Origin of the sequence: Streptococcus minor DSM 17118 (assembly GCF_000377005.1) — a bacterium.
GTDB lineage: Bacteria > Bacillota > Bacilli > Lactobacillales > Streptococcaceae > Streptococcus > Streptococcus minor.
Window position 1 is genome coordinate 200,300 of record NZ_AQYB01000032.1, and the last position, 18,530, is coordinate 218,829.

The 18,530-nt window shown below is 41.6% G+C and carries 15 protein-coding genes; 9 read left to right on the forward strand and 6 right to left on the reverse strand.

Features of this window, described 5'->3' with window-relative positions; all coding sequences use genetic code 11:
• Nucleotides 1–14 precede the first annotated feature (14 nt).
• On the forward strand, nt 15–3,347 hold the full coding sequence (locus tag F602_RS0106230; RefSeq protein ID WP_018167104.1) for a GBS Bsp-like repeat-containing protein: 3,333 nt from the start codon (nt 15–17) through the stop codon (nt 3,345–3,347).
• A gap of 103 nt (nt 3,348–3,450) precedes the next feature.
• Here the strand turns inward: F602_RS0106230 and F602_RS0106235 are convergent, their stop codons facing one another.
• The 4 genes from F602_RS0106235 to F602_RS0106250 are packed head-to-tail and all read right to left on the reverse strand — an operon-like array spanning nt 3,451 to nt 8,009.
• Nucleotides 3,451–4,683 (reverse strand): aminoacyltransferase, encoded by a 1,233-nt coding sequence (locus F602_RS0106235; protein WP_018167105.1) that lies wholly within the window; start codon nt 4,681–4,683, stop codon nt 3,451–3,453.
• Entirely contained in the window at nt 4,680–5,897 is a 1,218-nt protein-coding gene (locus F602_RS0106240; protein ID WP_026183336.1) for an aminoacyltransferase, read from the reverse strand. Before F602_RS0106240 ends, F602_RS0106235 begins: the two co-directional genes overlap by 4 nt.
• Nucleotides 5,897–6,706, reverse strand: coding sequence for a sugar-phosphatase (gene yidA, locus F602_RS0106245; protein ID WP_018167107.1), 810 nt, complete (start codon nt 6,704–6,706; stop codon nt 5,897–5,899). The genes F602_RS0106240 and yidA overlap by 1 nt, the downstream gene beginning before the upstream one ends.
• On the reverse strand, nt 6,696–8,009 hold the full coding sequence (locus tag F602_RS0106250; protein ID WP_018167108.1) for an HD domain-containing protein: 1,314 nt from the start codon (nt 8,007–8,009) through the stop codon (nt 6,696–6,698). The genes yidA and F602_RS0106250 overlap by 11 nt, the downstream gene beginning before the upstream one ends.
• Before the next feature lie 115 nt (nt 8,010–8,124).
• On the opposite strand from F602_RS0106250, the gene F602_RS0106255 reads away from it, so the two are divergent.
• Nucleotides 8,125–8,517, forward strand: a complete 393-nt coding sequence (locus F602_RS0106255; protein WP_018167109.1) for a YwiB family protein — start codon at nt 8,125–8,127, stop codon at nt 8,515–8,517.
• A 286-nt stretch (nt 8,518–8,803) separates the two neighbouring features.
• Nucleotides 8,804–11,485, forward strand: a complete 2,682-nt coding sequence (locus F602_RS0106260; protein WP_018167110.1) for a cation-translocating P-type ATPase — start codon at nt 8,804–8,806, stop codon at nt 11,483–11,485.
• Between the two features lie 56 nt (nt 11,486–11,541).
• On the opposite strand, the gene F602_RS0106265 is transcribed toward F602_RS0106260, so the two are convergent.
• On the reverse strand, nt 11,542–11,943 hold the full coding sequence (locus F602_RS0106265) for a hypothetical protein (RefSeq protein ID WP_018167111.1): 402 nt from the start codon (nt 11,941–11,943) through the stop codon (nt 11,542–11,544).
• Nucleotides 11,944–12,046: 103 nt separating this feature from the next.
• On the opposite strand from F602_RS0106265, the gene F602_RS0106270 reads away from it, so the two are divergent.
• The 6 genes from F602_RS0106270 to ftsX all read left to right on the forward strand — a co-directional run bounded on the left by F602_RS0106270 (nt 12,047) and on the right by ftsX (nt 17,309).
• Complete coding sequence (locus F602_RS0106270) at nt 12,047–12,775, forward strand: glycerophosphodiester phosphodiesterase family protein (protein ID WP_018167112.1); 729 nt, start codon at nt 12,047–12,049, stop codon at nt 12,773–12,775.
• A gap of 71 nt (nt 12,776–12,846) precedes the next feature.
• Entirely contained in the window at nt 12,847–13,206 is a 360-nt protein-coding gene (locus tag F602_RS0106275) for a TM2 domain-containing protein (RefSeq protein WP_018167113.1), read from the forward strand.
• Nucleotides 13,207–13,382: 176 nt separating this feature from the next.
• Nucleotides 13,383–14,504 (forward strand): tRNA epoxyqueuosine(34) reductase QueG, encoded by a 1,122-nt coding sequence (gene queG, locus F602_RS0106280; RefSeq protein WP_026183337.1) that lies wholly within the window; start codon nt 13,383–13,385, stop codon nt 14,502–14,504.
• A gap of 58 nt (nt 14,505–14,562) precedes the next feature.
• A protein-coding gene (prfB, locus tag F602_RS0106285; RefSeq protein WP_156801869.1) for a peptide chain release factor 2 occupies nt 14,563–15,658 on the forward strand; the annotation gives its coding sequence in 2 pieces (ribosomal slippage) (nt 14,563–14,634 and nt 14,636–15,658; 1,095 coding nt in all).
• A 36-nt stretch (nt 15,659–15,694) separates the two neighbouring features.
• On the forward strand, nt 15,695–16,387 hold the full coding sequence (ftsE, locus tag F602_RS0106290; protein WP_026183338.1) for a cell division ATP-binding protein FtsE: 693 nt from the start codon (nt 15,695–15,697) through the stop codon (nt 16,385–16,387).
• Complete coding sequence (ftsX, locus tag F602_RS0106295) at nt 16,380–17,309, forward strand: permease-like cell division protein FtsX (RefSeq protein WP_018167117.1); 930 nt, start codon at nt 16,380–16,382, stop codon at nt 17,307–17,309. Before ftsE ends, ftsX begins: the two co-directional genes overlap by 8 nt.
• A gap of 129 nt (nt 17,310–17,438) precedes the next feature.
• On the opposite strand, the gene F602_RS0106300 is transcribed toward ftsX, so the two are convergent.
• Nucleotides 17,439–18,074 (reverse strand): MBL fold metallo-hydrolase, encoded by a 636-nt coding sequence (locus F602_RS0106300; protein WP_018167118.1) that lies wholly within the window; start codon nt 18,072–18,074, stop codon nt 17,439–17,441.
• Nucleotides 18,075–18,530: the final 456 nt, after the last annotated feature.

The following is an 18,530-nucleotide window of genomic DNA, read 5'->3' on the forward strand; positions in this document are numbered from 1 at the left end:
AAAGAGGAGAAAAATTGAAATTTAGAAAATGGATATATCTCGCGGGCTTATTTGCCGCTATGGTGATGGGGCAGCCGGCACAGGCTGACACGATAGTAGCAGAACCAGCCAAACTCACCTTGCAAGGAATAACTGAAATGGTAGAAAGTCAAGGTCAGTTGACAATCAGTCTTGAAGAAGGTCACGCGATGATTCGTTTTACCCCACAAGACCAAGTCTTCCAATCAGTCAAAGCTAAACTCTGGAGCTTAGAGGATCGTTCAGATTTGATTGAATTATCTTTGAAATTAGATGAAGAAGGTGAGTTTGTAGCTAATTTTCAAGCTGATCAGGCATCTGGAAGTAGGAAATATTTTTTGGAGATAGAGGCACTAACCCAAGATAATGCCACCTATCTACTCAAAGACTATACTTTTGAGTGGCTAGTTGATACGCCTATAAATACAACAACAGATCCTCGAACTACCACGACAGTGACAACAAGCCAGGGAACGAGTAGCGAGACAACTTCTGTGGCGAGCACAATTACTGAACCTTCTAGCTTGAGTGCAGTGCAAGAAGCAGCCAAAGGCAACTTGACTTTCCAGCACAATGTGGCAGCCGGAACATTTGATGTTGTCATTTCCAATGTTTCAAATACATCTGGTGTTCGTTCGGTTAAACTGCCAGTTTGGACTGATGAAGGCGGTCAGGATGATATTCAGTGGTATACTGCTCATAGACAAGCCAATGGAACCTATAAGGTGACGATTCACCGAAAGAATCATAAGAACGGTACGGGGATCTATCATGTACACCTTTACTATGAAGATAGGAAGGGAAAAATGATTGGTGTTTCTACTGCTAGAACAAGTTTCCTTGCAACAGGAAAGATTTCTATCCAGCATGTAAATGCCAACGCAGGAACCTTCGATATCATCATTCGTGAAGTATCTAGTCCTCATGCGATTAAATCAGTGAGAGTACCGGTTTGGACTGATGAAGGCGGTCAGGATGATATTCGTTGGTATACAGCTAATCGTCAGGCTGATGGGACTTACAAGGTTTCCATCAATAAGAAAAACCATAAAAATGGTAGTGGTCAGTATCATGTTCATCTCTATTACGACTATCATAATGCACCCAGTCAAGGAATTACAGCTACTCAGACAACACTAGCTATTCCAACAACAGGTCGTTTAAGTATTACCAATCAAAATAGCAGTAGGGGTAGTTTTGACATCATTGTATCCAATGTAAAGAGCTCCAAGCCTATCAAAGCTGTTAAAATTCCGGTTTGGACAGAGGACGGTGGTCAAGATGACATTCGTTGGTACGTAGCGAATCGTCAGGCAGATGGGACCTATAAGGCTACAGTGCTAATTTCCAATCACAAAAATGGGTTAGGAATCTATCAAGTTCATCTTTACTACGAATACAGTGATGGTCAGGTTCAAGGTGTTGCAACGACCAAAGCTAGTTTGGCTAATCAAGGCAGTATCAAGGCAACGAATCTTAATCAAGAATCAGGAAGTTTTGATTTGATTATTTCCAATATCCTTACTGCTACGCCTATCAAGGCTGTCAAGGTCCCTGTCTGGACAGAAGAAGGTGGTCAAGATGATATTAAATGGTACACTGCCATTAAGCAGTCTGATGGCACTTATAAGGTTCATATTCAAAAATCGAACCATAAGAATGGTTTAGGAGTTTATCAGGCCCATCTTTATTATGAGCTTTCAAATGGCCAGTTGGTTGGTATTGCTGCAACAACAGCAACCTTGAATCGTAAATCATCGGCTCAACTTTCTTTTAGCAATGTGAATAGACAAGCTGGAACTTTTGATATTTTGATTTCCAAGCCAGTCTTTACTTCAGAGATTCAATCTGTGCAGGTGCCAGTCTGGACAGAAGCAGGCGGCCAGGATGACCTTCGTTGGTATACTGCAACGAAACAAAATGACGGTAATTATCGTGTGACAGTAGATAGTAAGAACCATAAAAATGGTCGTGGCGTCTACGAGGTTCATCTTTATTTCCATTTTAAAAATGGTAAAACAGATGGCATTACCAGCAGTAAATTTACCTTGCCAGAAGGGGATGCTGCTGGAAAACTGACTATTCGTAATCACAATCAAGAGAAAGGTACTTTTGATATTGTTGTTTCTGATATTGTGGCACCGAAAGGTTTGGATGCTGTTCAAGTACCAGTCTGGTCAGAAAAAAATGGCCAGGATGATATTCAGTGGTACCTTGCTAGCAGACAGGCAGATGGTACCTATAAAGTAACAGTTGAAGCGAGCAACCACAAGTACGATACTGGTTCTTACCATATTCACCTCTATCTCAAACAGAAAGATGGTAGTGTAGTGGGAGTAGCTCAAACCAAAACAGCTATTTCTATTTCTCAAACGGGTGTTAGTGCCAAGGTTTCGATTCAAGATATAGACAATACCTACGGGTACTTTAATGTTGTTGTCTCAAATATCTTTGCACCAGCTGGAGTAACCAAGGTCCAAATACCGGTTTGGTCCAGTATCAATGGTCAAAATGATATCATTTGGTATGAAGCCTACAAACAATCCAATGGAAACTATCATGCGACGATACGTTTGGGCAATCATAAATATGAGACAGGGGTTTACAATGCCCATGTATACATTGAAAGTAATGGTCGCCAATATGGTGTTGGGGCAGCTACTGCTAATGTAACGTATACTAAAAAAACAGGACAAGCCTTTATTGATATCAGTAGTCACAATGGCTATTTATCAGTGGCAGATTACAATGCACTCAAGGTACAGGGTGTGTATGGTGTGGTTGTCAAGTTGACAGAAGGTACTAGTTACTTTAATCCCTATGCCCCTGATCAAATCAAAAATGCTCAAGCTGCTGGTTTGAAGGTATCTGTTTACCATTATTCACACTTTACATCGGCTAGTACAGCCCAAGCAGAGGCTCGTTATTTTGTCGATGCAGCTAAGAGATTAGGGCTATATCAGACAATTGTGATGGTGAATGATATTGAGGAATATAAGAGCCGTGAAAATATCAATGCCAATATGAAAGCCTGGGAAGCTGAGATGCGCCGTCTTGGTTACAATAACTTGATTCATTATACAGGAGCCAGCTGGATTGATAACAATAATCTGGGCTATGCTGGCCCTATCAGAACTGGGGATTTCGGTTTAAGTAATTTCTGGGTAGCGCAGTATCCTTATATCAACGGTATGCCAGTAGAGCAGGCGAGACGTCTGGCCTATTATGCAGCAGCAGCAGCATGGCAGTTCACCTCACGAGCACTTCTGCTACAAAATCGTCCTTATTTTGATTTAAATATTGACTATACTGGTCGGTTTACACAATAACCTTTAAGAAAACAAAAAAGAATCTGACAGGAGTAAGTCAGATTCTTTTTGTGTACTATTTTCAGTATGTGGGTACATGAGATAGTTCAAAGGAAATAAGATTTTATCTTCCCAAGATTTTTTTGATGGTATGGAGTAACTTGAATTTGAGTGGGTTTGGATAGTAGCGGAAGGTTCCCATCTTGCGGACAATGTAGCCATTAAAATTCTGCTTGAAGCGTAGGACCCCATCTGTCCCATCAAAAACACCTTGGATTCCTAAGAAATTATAGAAAGGGATGTTCAATTCTAATGCTTTTCTCATGGCATATTCCTGCAAGGCAACCGGGGCATAGAATTTGTTAAATTCTGTTAGAGAACCACTGAAGAGATAGACCATTTCTTGAGGCGTATAGATGAAGAGACTGGCTGCGAGGTCGATATCCTCTGTGCCATATTTAGTCATCCAATTCTTGGCTTCAGCTAGGCGCACTTCAAAGGTCTCAATCTGGCTGGAGATTTCACGGTGTTCATTTTGTTTTTTACGGGAATTTGGAATCTTGTCCAAATCTGCCTGAATCAGAGTCAATTTTTCTTGCAGGCTAGCCTGACCAGCTAGTAGGTTGTCATGGTAATCTTGGAAATTGATACTAGCCATAAGAAAGTCCGCCTTATCCCCAAAACTATCGTAGAAATCTTCATAGTAGTCTAAGGACTTGTCTTGGTATTCCCGGCGATCAGAAGTAGCAGACGTTATCTTGCTGAAACGTTCTAGTTCGTGGCGTTTCAAGGCTTGGATCTTGATGCCAAAGCTATTGGTTTTCTTGACTAGGGGCCTCCCCTTCTTACTGAAGGATGAGATGAGGCTATCTTGAGTCAAATTGGATAAATCTTTGACAAAGTACCAATCAGGTTCGCCCCCCGGATAGCCAGTTTGGAGACCATCAAATTGAAATCCTAACTGGGTTAATTGTTCAATCAACTCTTTTTTCTCTGGCGTCATAGGTTGACCCTGCCCATCAAAAGTCTGATAGGTCTGATAAGGCTTGATAATGAGCTGCAAAGCACCATTTTTCTTGGCAAAATTTTGAATTTCCTTGTAAAAATCTGTCAAATAAGTCTCGTCTGCAATGACTGGACCAGAGTTGATTTCCATGTGAAGTCCGCCTGTCATAGGCATGCTATAAAGAAGACCAGCGACTTTCACTTGGTTGTCTGTTACCAGGGCCATAGGACGGACGGTCATTCCTTTTTTACTTAGGAGGTTGGCCATTTCACTGGTTTGCAGAAAGGAGTAGTCTTTTTGGTGCTGGAGGAAATCGACATATTCTTCCGGGGTTAATTGTTTCAAGGTCATTTGCGTTTACTCCTCAATTTCTTGCGGATGGTATAAGCAAGATTTGATAGTTTATAAAGTGGGCTGACAGGGAGATTGAATTCCCCAATCATTTCTTCAATTTCAGGTTTAAATTTAGATTTAAAGCTATAGAGTCCGCCAGACAGGTCATTTTCAATTCCACCCATATTTTGCCATTCATTTCCACACTCAAAGGCATGGTTGGCTGTTTCAAACCAGGTATAGATGGCTGCCTGATAGCGACGGAAGTGCTCATCCATCCCTGCGTAAATATTTTCGGAGGTAGCGCCGAATTCAAGAGATAACGTACCGGATAGGGCTACTGTTTCTTTGCCTTTGGTCAACTCTTCTTTGAGAAAGTTGATTTCATCCGTCAGGCGCTCAATATCCTTTTTGGTATTGGCAATCTTGTTTGGTTTGACGGATTCTGGATAGTTTACCAATGCATTTTCGGCAGTTTCCAATTCTTTCTCCAATTCCCCCAAGCGTTGTTTGAGATTGAGAGTAGCTAGAGTAATATAGGAATGCTCTGGATAAGCATCTAAGAGTTTACGGTAGTAGTCGATACCTCTGAGATGGATGGACTTGCGGTCCTCAGTTTTTTTCATCAAATCAGCGAAATCCGCTAAGAGCTCATGACCACCAAAACGTACATGGACACCTTTATTTTTAGCCGTTCGGATAGATTGACGAATTTTCTTAGATAGGTTCGCTTCCGAAAAATCCTTAGAATAGATATTGGCCTGAAAGCGGGGTTGAATAGTTTCTGACATATCTGTCGTACGTCCGCCCCATTCACAGCCCGCATCCTGTAAGTTGCGGGTGATAGTTTTAGCATCAGGATTTTGAATCGGTTGCTCGTCAATCTGATGGTGTTGGAAGAGGATAAAAGGATCAAATTTGATAAAGAGTGCTTTTTTCTGCTTGGCTAGTTTCTTGAGGCTAGTCATGACAAAGGCGACTAAGTTCTTGTCCAGATAATTCATCACTGGACCATGCGGGATGTAGAACATGGTCATGCCTAAGGGAAGAGGACGAATGAGGATAGAAGCAGTAGCAACTAAATTTCCATCTTTATAAAAACCGATACGTTCATTTCCCCAATCATCTTTGACCTTAGCCCATGAACTGCTTTGGAGGAGATTTTTCTGCGGACTCTGCTTGACAAAGGAATCATGTTCTTCTGCAGGAATCCCAATTTTATAAGTATACATCAGTCTAATACCCATTCGCGAATAGCATGAGCTACGCCACTTTCTTGGTTTGATTTGGTGATATACTTGGCTATTTTTTTCAGTTCCTCTGTACCATTTTCCATGACAACTGGGTTTTCTACCATTTCTAGCATGGAGCGGTCATTTTCTTGGTCGCCGATAGCCATGGTTTGAGCTAGTGTTAGCCCCAAGTGTTCAGCCAGATACTGGATCGCCTTCCCTTTGTTGGCAGTTTTAGGTGTGATTTCCAGATAGAAAGGAGCTGATTTAGAGATATTGTACTTGTCAAAAAAGGCTGATGGAATGAGCTTGATCTTTTCGTCTAGGATATGGGGCTCATCAACCATCATAATTTTGACAATTTCTTTTGTAACCATTTCTTCTGGAGTTCGGTAGAAAACAGGGGAATCAACCAACATGGATTCGTAAATAGTATATTTACCGATGTTGCGGTTGGCTGTATACATACCTTTCTTGGTACTGGCATGCATAGGAACGTCCAGTTTGCGGGCCAAGGCTTCGATATCCAAATAATCATCATAGGATAAGGTTTCTTTCACAACATCTTCAGCAGTCGCGGCATCTTGGACCAGACCGCCATTAAAGGTGATGACATAGTCACCTGGGTCAGTCAACTGGAGCTCCTGCAAGATTTTTTGCACGCCACTGATTGGGCGGCCAGTGGTAATCACGACTTTAACACCAGCCTTTTTGGCATCTTGCACCGCTTCAAAGACTTGAGGTGTGATTTCACGTTCATTCGTCAAAAGAGTTCCGTCTAGATCGACAGCTACGAGTTTAATTTTCATTTTTTTCTCCTGGGCTAAAGTGATCATTGTAAATATAACTTAAAAATTCTTCGTTTTTAGTTGCAAAAATCCCTGTCTCCTCAAGCATATCTTTGGGGAAGTAGAAGCGGCTGTCTCCGTGGATGGTACCTGAAAGAGAGGCCACGATAGGGGATAGTTGAGAAAGTTCAATGAGAGAATGGTCTTTGCGTATAATCTCGATCTGTGTGCGCTTTTTGGTAGCACGTGGTCGATAAATATCGTAAGGTAAATCAAAATTATGGTGAACAGCAGTATAGTACTCAGGGTCAAACCCAACATCTGCCACAATATTGCGGAGAATGTCTAGCTTATCCTCATCTTCTGATGAAAAAGTCACAGATTTAAAGACTTTTCGATTGATATAGCGCTGGGCCAAATCAGATAGAGTTCGATCAGGTCCATCAATCCAGCTTTGGAAATAGCTATTCATAACACCATCATCCAGAGACAAATAGTCTTCCAAGGTAAATCGATGCTCAAAGAATGGTAGCAGTCTAGGTGAGGATTGGGCAAAGAAATCTCTTTCAGCAGCGTAGAGGACCTTGGCACGATTGAGAAGATTTTGCAAGAGAACCTCCATGGAGCGACTAGCTGGATGGAAGTATACCTGCATGTACATCTGATACCGACTAACGACATAGTCTTCCACTGCATGCATACCTGATTCGCGAAAAGCTATACCAGTCTCTGTTGGGCGAATAACCCGCAAGATTCGGGTCAAATCAAACTGACCATAATTGGTCCCTGTAAAATAAGAATCCCGTAGAAGATAATCCATCCGATCGACATCAATCTGGCTAGAAATCAGCTGTACTACTTGTTTGTTTGGGTAGGTATGACGAATGACATTGGCTACCTTGTCTGGAAAATCAGGAGCCACTTGCTTGAGTATAGCGTGTACTTCTGTTTTCGGATTGGTTAAGATAGCGCAGGTCATTTCTTCATGGTCGGTATCAAAGAGGCGCTCAAAGGTGTGGGAATAAGCCCCGTGCCCAATATCATGAAGGAGGGCTGTCACCATAGTTAGGAGAGACTCACTCTTTTCCCAAGTTTCAGGATATTTTTCTTCAAATTTTTCGGTAATCTGTCTGGCAATCTCATAGGCACCGAGGCAGTGTGAAAAACGACTATGCTCGCCACCATGGAAGGTATAGGAAGTTGTTCCTAGTTGCTTGATGCGGCGTAGTCGCTGAAATTCTTTGCTATTGATCAGTTTGTAAATGACTTCATGGTCAACATGAATATAGTTGTGAACAGGGTCACGAAATACTTTTTCAATCATTCTTCTATTATAGCAGAGATTGGATAAAAAATGAAAAGATTGCCTAGGTTCAAAGATTTACGAAAGTTGCTTTTTAGCTTATAATAGTATCAAGAAACAAAAAGGAAGGGCAGATATGCAGATTCGTTTACGAAATGAAATCTATTTAGATGACAAGCTGGAAATGGAAGTGGTAGACCAATCTTATCCTGTGGAAGCCAGGGTCAAAAAAGAACAGCTCTATCTCATCTTTACAAACGAAGAAAAGGAAAAGACACTTATCAAATGCGACGTGGCTGAGTTAGTCATGACTCGCTTTTCTAATCCTAAGTCCGTCATGCGCTTTGTGACAAAAAAAGAAGCCATTGTTACCCTCCAAACACCACTTGGTATCCAGCACTTTGTAACGGATACTAAACACTACCTATTTGACCAGAAGCAACAAAGAATCGAACTTCACTATGACCTAAAACAACTGGATAACGAGGGCGTTTTTGCCTCCTACCAGATGGAGATTACATGGGGTTAAAGGATTTGTAAAACGTTTTCAATGGTTCTTATTCTTGAAAATTTCCCTCATTTTGATATAATTTAAAGTAAACAGAGGGAGTAGCTAGTAGTTTTTTAGTCTGATGTTGCGTATGTTTTTCCGATTTTCTAAAGAAAATGGAGAGCAGACGATGACAAATAGGAAAAAACTGCGTTTATGTCGTCATTACGAAATCACCCATTTCCGGCATAATCTTAAACAGCGAGACTTGTTTTAATCAAACAGGTCTCTTTTTGTATGAAAAAGAGACTAGAAGGAGTGTATTTTGTCAAAAGAACAAAAGAAAGAATTGTTTTATACGCAGTCTAAGGAGCAGGTTTTATCTAGCTTGGAAACCAACACAGATGGTTTGACCAAGGCAGAAGCCAAGAAACGTCTGACAGACTTTGGGCGCAATGAGTTGGATGAAGGGGAAAAACGCAGCCTCTTTATGAAATTCTTGGATCAATTCAAGGATTTGATGATTATCATCCTCTTGGTAGCTGCGGCTTTATCTGTTATCACAGAAGGAATGCATGGTTTAACGGATGCTATTATTATCTTGGCCGTTGTGGTTCTGAATGCTGCCTTTGGTGTTTACCAAGAAGGTCAGGCAGAAGCAGCTATTGAAGCTCTCAAGTCAATGTCCAGTCCAATGGCGCGTGTTCGCCGTGATGGTCATGTGGTGGAAGTCGACTCCAAAGAGTTGGTACCAGGTGATATCGTCCTTTTGGAAGCTGGGGATGTGGTTCCAGCTGATATGCGTCTTTTGGAAGCAGCTTCTCTGAAGATTGAAGAGGCAGCCCTGACGGGTGAGTCTGTTCCTGTTGAAAAGGATTTGTCTGTTGAAGTATCAGAGGATGCAGGTATTGGTGACCGGGTCAATATGGCTTACCAAAACTCCAATGTTACTTATGGTCGTGGTACAGGTGTTGTCACGAATACAGGTATGTATACTGAGGTTGGGCATATCGCTGGCATGTTGGCTAATGCTGATGAAACAGATACACCACTCAAGCAAAACCTACACCAATTGTCTAAGATTCTGACTTATGTCGTTCTGGCAGTTGCAGCAGTTACCTTTGCTGTTGGGATCTTCCGTGGCCAAAAACCATTAGATGGTTTGATGACAGCGGTGGCGCTCGCAGTTGCAGCCATCCCAGAAGGCTTACCAGCCATCGTAACAGTTGTCCTTTCCTTGGGAACTCAAGTGTTAGCAAAACGCAATTCCATCGTACGTAAATTGCCAGCAGTAGAAACTCTTGGTTCAACTGAAATCATTGCATCTGATAAAACAGGTACTTTGACCATGAACCAGATGACAGTTGAGAAAATCTACACCAATGGTCAGTTGCTTTCTTCTGGTGCAGAAATTGCTATGGATAACAATACCTTGCGTGTTATGAATTTCGCAAATGACACTAAGGTTGACCCATCTGGCAAATTGATTGGTGATCCAACAGAAACTGCTCTTGTTCAGTACGGCTTAGACCACACCTTTGATGTTCGTGAAGCTTTACTTGCTGAGCCACGTGTGGCAGAATTGCCATTTGATTCAGACCGTAAGCTTATGTCTACTATCCACAAACAAGCTGATGGCAAATACTTCGTAGCAGTTAAGGGTGCTCCAGATCAGTTGCTCAAACGAGTAACTCAAATCGAAGATAATGGTTCTGTCCGTCCGATTACGGATGAGGATCGCGAAGCTATTCTTGGTACCAATAAAGAATTGGCCAAACAAGCTCTTCGTGTCCTGATGATGGCTTACAAATACACAGATGCTATACCAACTTTAGAAACAGAAATTGTCGAAGCTGACCTTATTTTCTCAGGTCTGGTAGGGATGATTGACCCTGAGCGTCCAGAAGCTGAAGAGGCTGTACGAGTTGCTAAAGAAGCTGGCATCCGTCCAATTATGATTACCGGTGACCACCAAGATACGGCAGAAGCTATTGCCAAACGTTTGGGTATCATCGATGAGAATGACACAGAGGATCATGTCTTCACTGGTGCTGAACTAAATGAGTTGTCAGATGAAGAATTCCAAAAAGTGTTCAAGCAATATTCTGTTTATGCCCGTGTCTCTCCAGAACATAAGGTACGTATCGTCAAAGCGTGGCAAAATGATGGCAAAGTGGTTGCCATGACTGGTGATGGTGTCAATGATGCTCCATCTCTGAAGACAGCCGATATTGGTATTGGTATGGGTATCACAGGTACAGAAGTATCTAAAGGTGCTTCTGATATGGTTCTTGCTGATGATAACTTTGCAACTATTATTGTGGCAGTTGAAGAAGGCCGTAAAGTCTTCTCCAATATCCAAAAGACAATCCAGTACCTATTGTCAGCGAATATGGCCGAAGTATTTACCATCTTTTTGGCAACCCTCTTTGGCTGGGATGTTCTAGAGCCAGTACACCTTTTGTGGATCAATTTGGTTACAGATACTCTTCCAGCCATCGCCCTTGGTGTAGAGCCTGCAGAGCCAGGTGTTATGACTCATAAACCTCGTGGACGCAAATCCAGCTTCTTTGACGGAGGCGTCTTGGAAGCTATTCTCTACCAGGGTGCTCTTCAAACCCTCTTGGTCTTGGGAGTTTACTGGTTTGCTCTTCAGTATCCAGAACATACGGAATACCAGTTGATGCATGCAGATGCCTTGACAATGGCATATGCTACTCTTGGTTTGATTCAATTGGTGCATGCTTTTAATGTCAAGTCCGTTTATCAATCTATCTTTAAGGTTGGACTCTTCAAGAATCGTCTGTTCAATATGTCGATTCCAATCGCATTTGTTCTCTTGATGATTACCATTGTCCTTCCAGGATTTAATAAATTCTTCCATGTGTCAGTCTTGACACCAACTCAGTGGACAGTTGTTGTAATTGGAAGTCTCCTTATGTTAGTGCTTGTAGAAATCGTAAAAGCTGTTCAACGTGCACTTGGACAAGATGAAAAAGCTATCTAAATGACATTATAAGACATCATAAAAACCCGACTCATACGATTCGGGTTTTTATTGTTTTAACAAAATTTTTTAATCTTTATTTTTGGTCCAATGAGGGGCTTGAAAGAGTAGTGGGGGAGAAAGAAGTACAAAATGATTGCCAAGGAGATAAAACAGAGATACATGGACATTTTGATAACTAGGCTGGGGATAAATGCACTAAGAATTAGAATGTTGGCAGATAAAACTTGAGCCCAGATAAACTGCGGATGGGTACAGAGAATGTATTGGTGATGGTCACTGACCAGTACTGCGGACTTTGGATTTCCTTTGATACTGATGTAAGTTGGATAGGTGGGCAAGTCAAAGGTCACAGTTTGCCCGTCTGAGATAGTCGTTATTTCCTCATCTTGTACTATCAAGGATAGTTTACCCCACGCTCCCCAAAAGCCTGTTTTTCGTAGAATGGTCACAGCCATATTATCACCTCTTTTTCTTATTATATCATAGGAAAAGATGGACGGCATTAAATTTTTGAGAAATTGTGATACAATGTAAAAAATGAAGAGAAATGAGACATTGATGACAGAAATTGTTGCCCATCGAGGGAGTCGAATCAATCGACCAGAAAATACACTCACAGCTTTTGCAGAAGCCATTCGTGTCGGTGCAGATGGTATCGAGCTAGATGTCCACCTTAGTAAAGATGGTGAAGTTGTGGTGATTCATGATGAGACAGTGGATCGGACAACAAACGGGAGTGGACGGGTTCGTCATCTAACGATAGCAGAATTGAAAGAACTAGATGCAGGTTCTTGGTTTGATGTAGCCTTTACAGGAGAAAAGATTCCAACTCTTCTTGAAGTTTTAGAACTCTTGGAGAGGACAGGCTTTAGAGGGAGTCTCAATATCGAGTTTAAGACTGGCTTTCACCCCTATCCAAATATGGAGAAAAAGGTCCAGGTTTTGTTGGACAAAAAGGACTGGCCTTTTGACATCATGTACTCTTCTTTTAGTTTGCGGGCACTGTTGCGGATGCACCGGTTAGATCCTACGGCAGAGGTTGCTTATTTGGTTAAAAAGAGTCGTTTTTTACTTCTTTTAGGTAGAATATTGCCTTGGATTACGACCCTACACCTATCTCACAAGTGGTATTTTCATAATCAGTCGACCTATAAAAAAGGAGTGCGCTTGTGGACAGTCAATAATGAAGAAGTCATGAAGAAAGCCTTTCGCTCAGATATCAGAGCCATCATCACAGATAAACCAGAGGAGGCTATCCGATTACGAAGTCAAGTGAAGCGGGACTAGTTTGTGGCTTCTTCTTTACAAAAGGATTCACTCTGTGTATAATAAATGAATAAATAAAAAAGGAGATTATCATGTCCGTATTTTCTGATTCTTATTTGGCAGCCAATGCTAGTAATCTTCCACCAGAAGCCATCCCAATGCTTCGCCAACGCCTGGAAAACTTGACAGAAAGCCAGAAAGCATATGTCCTTTCGGCTGATTTGAAGAATCCTACCACAGCCTTGATTTTTTCTATTTTCTTTGGTTATTTGGGAGTTGACCGCTTTTATATTGGTCATATAGGTTTAGGAGTTGCAAAACTGCTCTTGTCCTGGATGACTTTGGGACTTTGGCCACTAATAGACTGGTTTCTTATCATGGGAGCGACTCGTCAGACTAACCTTGAAAACTTGAATCATGCTATCAATGCTGCGACGATGTTTCATCCTTAAGAGAACTGATTGATTCAAATTGTAAAAATAATGTAATAAGAAGAGGGAATCGTTACGAAACTGTAACCAAAGTCTCTCTTTTTTTTGTTATAATACTCCGATACCTAGGAGAGAAAAGGACCAATAATCGTAGAATGCGATTGATTTTTCCTTTTTTTTTGATTAGAATAAAAGGGATGAATTTAAAGGAAAAAATTATTCAATTATCCCAAGAAATAGGGATTTCAAAAATAGGATTTACTACTGCAGATGATTTTGCCTACCTAGAGAAGTCCTTAAGAGCTGGTGTAGAAGAGGGACGGACCACCGGTTTTGAGCATAAAAATATTGAGGAGAGAATAAATCCTAAACTCAGTTTGGCATCAGCGAGGACGATCATTTCTATTGCAGTAGCTTATCCAAGGCGGTTGCCCCAACAGCCACAAAAGACAGGTTTTCGTCGTGGAAAAATTACACCTAATTCTTGGGGATTGGACTATCATTATATCCTTCAGGACAAGTTGGAGCGTCTAGCTCGGGGAATTGAGGAGCTGACAGTTGACTTTGAGTATAAGGGAATGGTGGATACCGGTGCCCTAGTAGATACGGCGGTTGCCAGGCGAGCAGGTATAGGTTTTATCGGAAAAAATGGTCTGGTCATTTCAAAAGAATATGGCTCTTACATGTTTCTGGGGGAATTGATTACCAATCTCGAACTAGAGCCAGATAGTCCAGTAGATTATGATTGTGGAGACTGTAATCGTTGTGTGGAAGCCTGTCCAACCTCCTGTTTACTAGGAGATTCGACCATGGATGCTAGGCGTTGCCTTTCCTTTCAAACTCAGGACAAGGGGATGATGGAGCTAGAATTTCGCAAGAAGATCAAGACAGTCATCTATGGTTGCGATATCTGCCAGATATGTTGCCCCTACAATAAGGGGATTGATAGTCCGCCAGTGGTTGACATTGACCCTGATTTGGCTCAACCTGAACTGATTCCCTTTCTTGAGCTCTCCAATGGTCAGTTTAAGGAAAAGTTTGGACAGATTGCTGGCTCTTGGCGAGGGAAGAATATCCTTCAGCGAAATGCTATCATTGCTTTGGCGAATGCTCATGATCGTTCTGCTATTCCAAAACTTTTGGAAATTATTGATAAGGGACAAAATCCAATTCATGCAGCCACGGCGATATGGGCCCTTGGTGAGCTGGTCAAGGAACCGACAGAGGAGTTGATCTCTTTTATTGAAGGTATTCAAACAGACCATCCCGATGTCTTAGTGGAGCAAGCTGCATTTGTCAAATTAGCCAAAGGGCTATAAATGTGATAAAATAGATAAGATAAGGCTGTTTACACAGCTAATGAAGAATGAGGTGTATATGGATACAGCAGAAATTCGACAAAAAATCGAAGAACTTAAGGCCAAATTGAACTCATTCAGGGGGTCTCTTTGACTTAGATGGTCTAGAAGAAGAGATTGCCATCTTAGAAAATAAGATGACCGAACCTGATTTTTGGAATGACAATTTAGCGGCCCAAAAAACATCGCAGGAGCTCAATGAGCTGAAAACAACCTATACCAATTTTCATCTGATGATTGATTTGTTAGAAGAAGCAGAAATCCTCAGAGATTTTCTGGCCGAGGATGAGTCCGTACATGATGAATTGGTGGAGAAGCTAGGGGAATTGGATAAGTTGATGACCAGCTATGAGATGACCCTGCTCTTGTCAGAGCCCTATGACCACAATAATGCCATCTTAGAAATCCATCCGGGATCGGGTGGAACGGAGGCTCAGGATTGGGGCGAGATGCTCATGCGTATGTATATGCGTTATGGTAATGCTATGGGTTACAAGGTTGAAACCTTGGACTATCAGGCAGGAGATGAGGCTGGTATCAAGTCTGTCACTCTTTCTTTTGAGGGACCAAATGCTTATGGTTTTCTCAAATCAGAAATGGGTGTTCATCGCCTAGTCCGAATCTCTCCCTTTGATTCAGCCAAACGTCGCCATACTTCCTTTACCTCCGTGGAGGTTATGCCAGAATTGGACGATACTATCGAAGTGGATATTCGTGAAGATGATATCAAGATGGATACTTTCCGCTCAGGAGGAGCTGGTGGTCAAAATGTCAATAAGGTTTCCACTGGGGTACGCTTGACTCATATTCCGACTGGAATTGTGGTTGCATCTACTGTTGATCGTACCCAATATGGCAACAGAGATCGGGCTATGAAAATGCTTCAGGCCAAGCTTTATCAAATGGAGCAAGAAAAGAAAGCAGCCGAGGTAGATGCTCTTAAGGGAGACAAGCAAGAAATTACCTGGGGGAGTCAGATTCGATCCTATGTTTTTACCCCCTATACCATGGTCAAAGACCACCGTACAGGCTTTGAAGTGGCTCAGGTGGACAAGGTCATGGACGGGGATATTGAAGGCTTTATTGACGCCTATTTGAAATGGCGTATCCGCTAAAATCTGAAGAAAGGACTGTCTTAGGACAGGAAACTTATGAGAATTATAGAAATGAGAGACGTTTCTAAGAAATATGGAAACGGAACAACAGCCCTTAGAGGGGTATCTGTTAGTATCGAATCAGGTGAGTTTGCCTACATTGTAGGTCCATCTGGAGCTGGTAAATCAACCTTTATTAAGTTGCTTTATCGTGAGGAAAAAATTGATAAGGGCAACTTGACGGTTGGGGATTTTAATCTGGCCAAAATCAAGAAAAAAGATGTCCCTTTGTTGCGCCGCAGTGTTGGGGTTGTTTTCCAAGACTATAAACTTTTACCACGAAAAACAGTTTTTGAAAATATTGCCTATGCCATGGAAGTTATTGGTGAAAAACCCCGCAATATCAAAAAGCGAGTCATGGAAGTCTTGGATTTGGTCGGCTTGAAGCATAAAATTCGTTCCTTCCCAAATGAACTTTCAGGTGGGGAGCAGCAACGAATTGCCATTGCCCGTGCTATCGTTAACAATCCAAAAGTGTTGATTGCGGATGAACCGACCGGTAACCTGGATCCAGAAAATTCATGGGAAATTATGAATCTGCTGGAGCGCATCAACTTGCAAGGAACAACGATTTTAATGGCGACCCACAATAGCCAGATCGTCAATACCCTCCGCCACCGCGTGATTGCGATTGAAGATGGACGAGTGGTACGTGATGAACATGAAGGAGAGTACGGATACGATGATTAGACGATTTTTTAGACATTTTCTTGAGTCGCTGAAGAGTCTCAAGCGAAATGGTTGGATGACCATTGCAGCCATTTCTTCTGTTACCATTACCTTGATTCTGGTAGGGATTTTTGCTTCTGTGATTTTGAATACAGCTAAGCTGGCTACTGATTTAGAAAATAATGTTCGCATCAATGTCTATCTGCGAGAAGGTGCAACAGATCAACAAGAAATGGTTGTCAATGATGTCGGTGAAACGGTTCAAAATGAGAGTTATTTGGCTATTTTTAACCAAATCAAGGACATGAAAGATGTTGATAATGTAATTTATTCGAGCAAGGATGAGCAACTCAAACATTTGACAGATACATTGGGAGAAACTTGGAATCTTTTTGCAGGTGATGCTAATCCACTTTATGATGCTTATATTATCGAAACCAAGACACCTGAATCGGTGAAAAAAGTAGCTGATGCAGTAGCACAGATTGATGGTGTTTCTGAGGTTCGTGATGGTGAAGTAGAAACTGAGCGAATTTTTAAACTAGCAGATTTGGTGCGTACATGGGGATTGGTTGCGACCGTCCTATTGTTGGTCACAGCCATTCTCTTGATTTCTAATACCATTCGGATTACGATTATTTCCCGTAGTCGTGAGATTCAAATCATGCGTCTGGTTGGTGCCAAGAATTCCTATATCCGTGGACCTTTCCTCCTAGAAGGTGCCTGGGTTGGTTTACTTGGAGCTATTGCTCCATCGGCTTTGATTTACTTCCTTTATCAGATTGCCTACCAGTCAGTGAGCCCAAGTCTAGCTTCACAGAACTTGTCATTGATTCCAATGAACATCTTTGTTCCAATCATGGTTGGAAGCCTCTTTTTGGTCGGAATTGTCATCGGAGCAATTGGTTCTACTATCTCTATGAGCCGCTTCTTGAAGATTTAAAGCTAAAAATACGCCCATCAAGGCGTATTTTTTATTCTGGAAAGCAAGATTTACTGGGAGTAAGTGACTAGCAAAATAGACCTAGTTAGCTAAAAGGCACTCACTGTAAGTGAGCCAGAGAGTGGTTTTTTATCGTAAAAAGGGATTAAAGACTTTTTCATGGTTGATAGTGGTATCAAAGCCATGACCGGGGTAGACCCTATAGTGTCCTGGTAGGGAAAGTAGTTTTGCCTTGATGCCTTCAATCAGCTGCTCAAAGTTTCCTGTGGGGAGGTCATAGCGACCAATCGTTTCACGAAAAAGAGCATCCCCAGTGATGACTAGCTCCTCTTTGGGAAAAATAAAGGACACACCGCCCCAAGAATGACCGGGGGTTTCGACCACTTGGAACTGAAACCCTGCTATATCGTATACAGTGTCATACTGGAAAATATGCTCGGCTGGTTGACAGATGACATCTGGCAAGTCATCGTGCCTAGGCTGACCGGAAAGGTTGTCCATAGGAGAATAGAGCCAACTAGCCTCCTTCTCCGCCACATAAACAGGTGGTTTGTCAAAGTTTTCTCTCACTTTTTCTAAACTCATGATATGGTCATAGTGGGTATGAGTCAGTAAAATCGCTGCAATGGGCTTATTGAGGCTACGGATAGTGGATTCAATAACAGACCAGTCGCTACCTGGATCAACAATCATCAGATGACTATCCTTTTCAAGGATATAGGTATTTTCAGCTGCGATGGTATTAGTGATACGGTGTAGTTTCATAGGAAATCCTCCTTATGATACTAGTCTAACAAAAAAATAAAAATTTGACAGAGTTGGTGGCTTCTGCATAAAAGTTTCACTTGAATTTTGTTACAAAAAAAGATGAGAGGATGAGTATATGGAGTTGATTGTGTACGAATTGTATAAAAAATGCTGGAAGAAATCGGGCAACTAACTGGTGGATAGCCGATAGCAAGGAGCAGATTATCATTGAAGTAGTGCTGATTCAGCCTATGACTAAGGTCAATGCAACTAGATCCTCTCCGTGCATCAAGCATTTAATGGCAGAATAAAGATGAAATAACAAGTAAAACAAGGTTTGCAAAACTGAGTTTGAGAAACATTAGATTAAGTTTATTCAATTTATATGTTATAATCGATAAAGTTTATGTAGATAAGAGAATGAACTATGGCACTTAATTATAAACCGTTATGGATACAACTTATAAAAAAGGA

Excerpts from the sequence above, each read along its gene's own strand:
- F602_RS0106235 (WP_018167105.1), bottom strand. The coding sequence starts at position 4,683 with ATGACCTTGAAACAATTAACCCCGGAAGAATATGTCGATTTCCTCCAG.
- F602_RS0106240 (WP_026183336.1), bottom strand. The coding sequence starts at position 5,897 with ATGTATACTTATAAAATTGGGATTCCTGCAGAAGAACATGATTCCTTT.
- yidA (WP_018167107.1), bottom strand. The coding sequence starts at position 6,706 with ATGAAAATTAAACTCGTAGCTGTCGATCTAGACGGAACTCTTTTGACG.
- F602_RS0106250 (WP_018167108.1), bottom strand. The coding sequence starts at position 8,009 with ATGATTGAAAAAGTATTTCGTGACCCTGTTCACAACTATATTCATGTT.
- F602_RS0106255 (WP_018167109.1), top strand. The coding sequence starts at position 8,125 with ATGCAGATTCGTTTACGAAATGAAATCTATTTAGATGACAAGCTGGAA.
- F602_RS0106265 (WP_018167111.1), bottom strand. The coding sequence starts at position 11,943 with ATGGCTGTGACCATTCTACGAAAAACAGGCTTTTGGGGAGCGTGGGGT.
- F602_RS0106270 (WP_018167112.1), top strand. The coding sequence starts at position 12,047 with ATGACAGAAATTGTTGCCCATCGAGGGAGTCGAATCAATCGACCAGAA.
- F602_RS0106275 (WP_018167113.1), top strand. The coding sequence starts at position 12,847 with ATGTCCGTATTTTCTGATTCTTATTTGGCAGCCAATGCTAGTAATCTT.
- queG (WP_026183337.1), top strand. The coding sequence starts at position 13,383 with ATGAATTTAAAGGAAAAAATTATTCAATTATCCCAAGAAATAGGGATT.
- ftsE (WP_026183338.1), top strand. The coding sequence starts at position 15,695 with ATGAGAATTATAGAAATGAGAGACGTTTCTAAGAAATATGGAAACGGA.
- ftsX (WP_018167117.1), top strand. The coding sequence starts at position 16,380 with ATGATTAGACGATTTTTTAGACATTTTCTTGAGTCGCTGAAGAGTCTC.
- F602_RS0106300 (WP_018167118.1), bottom strand. The coding sequence starts at position 18,074 with ATGAAACTACACCGTATCACTAATACCATCGCAGCTGAAAATACCTAT.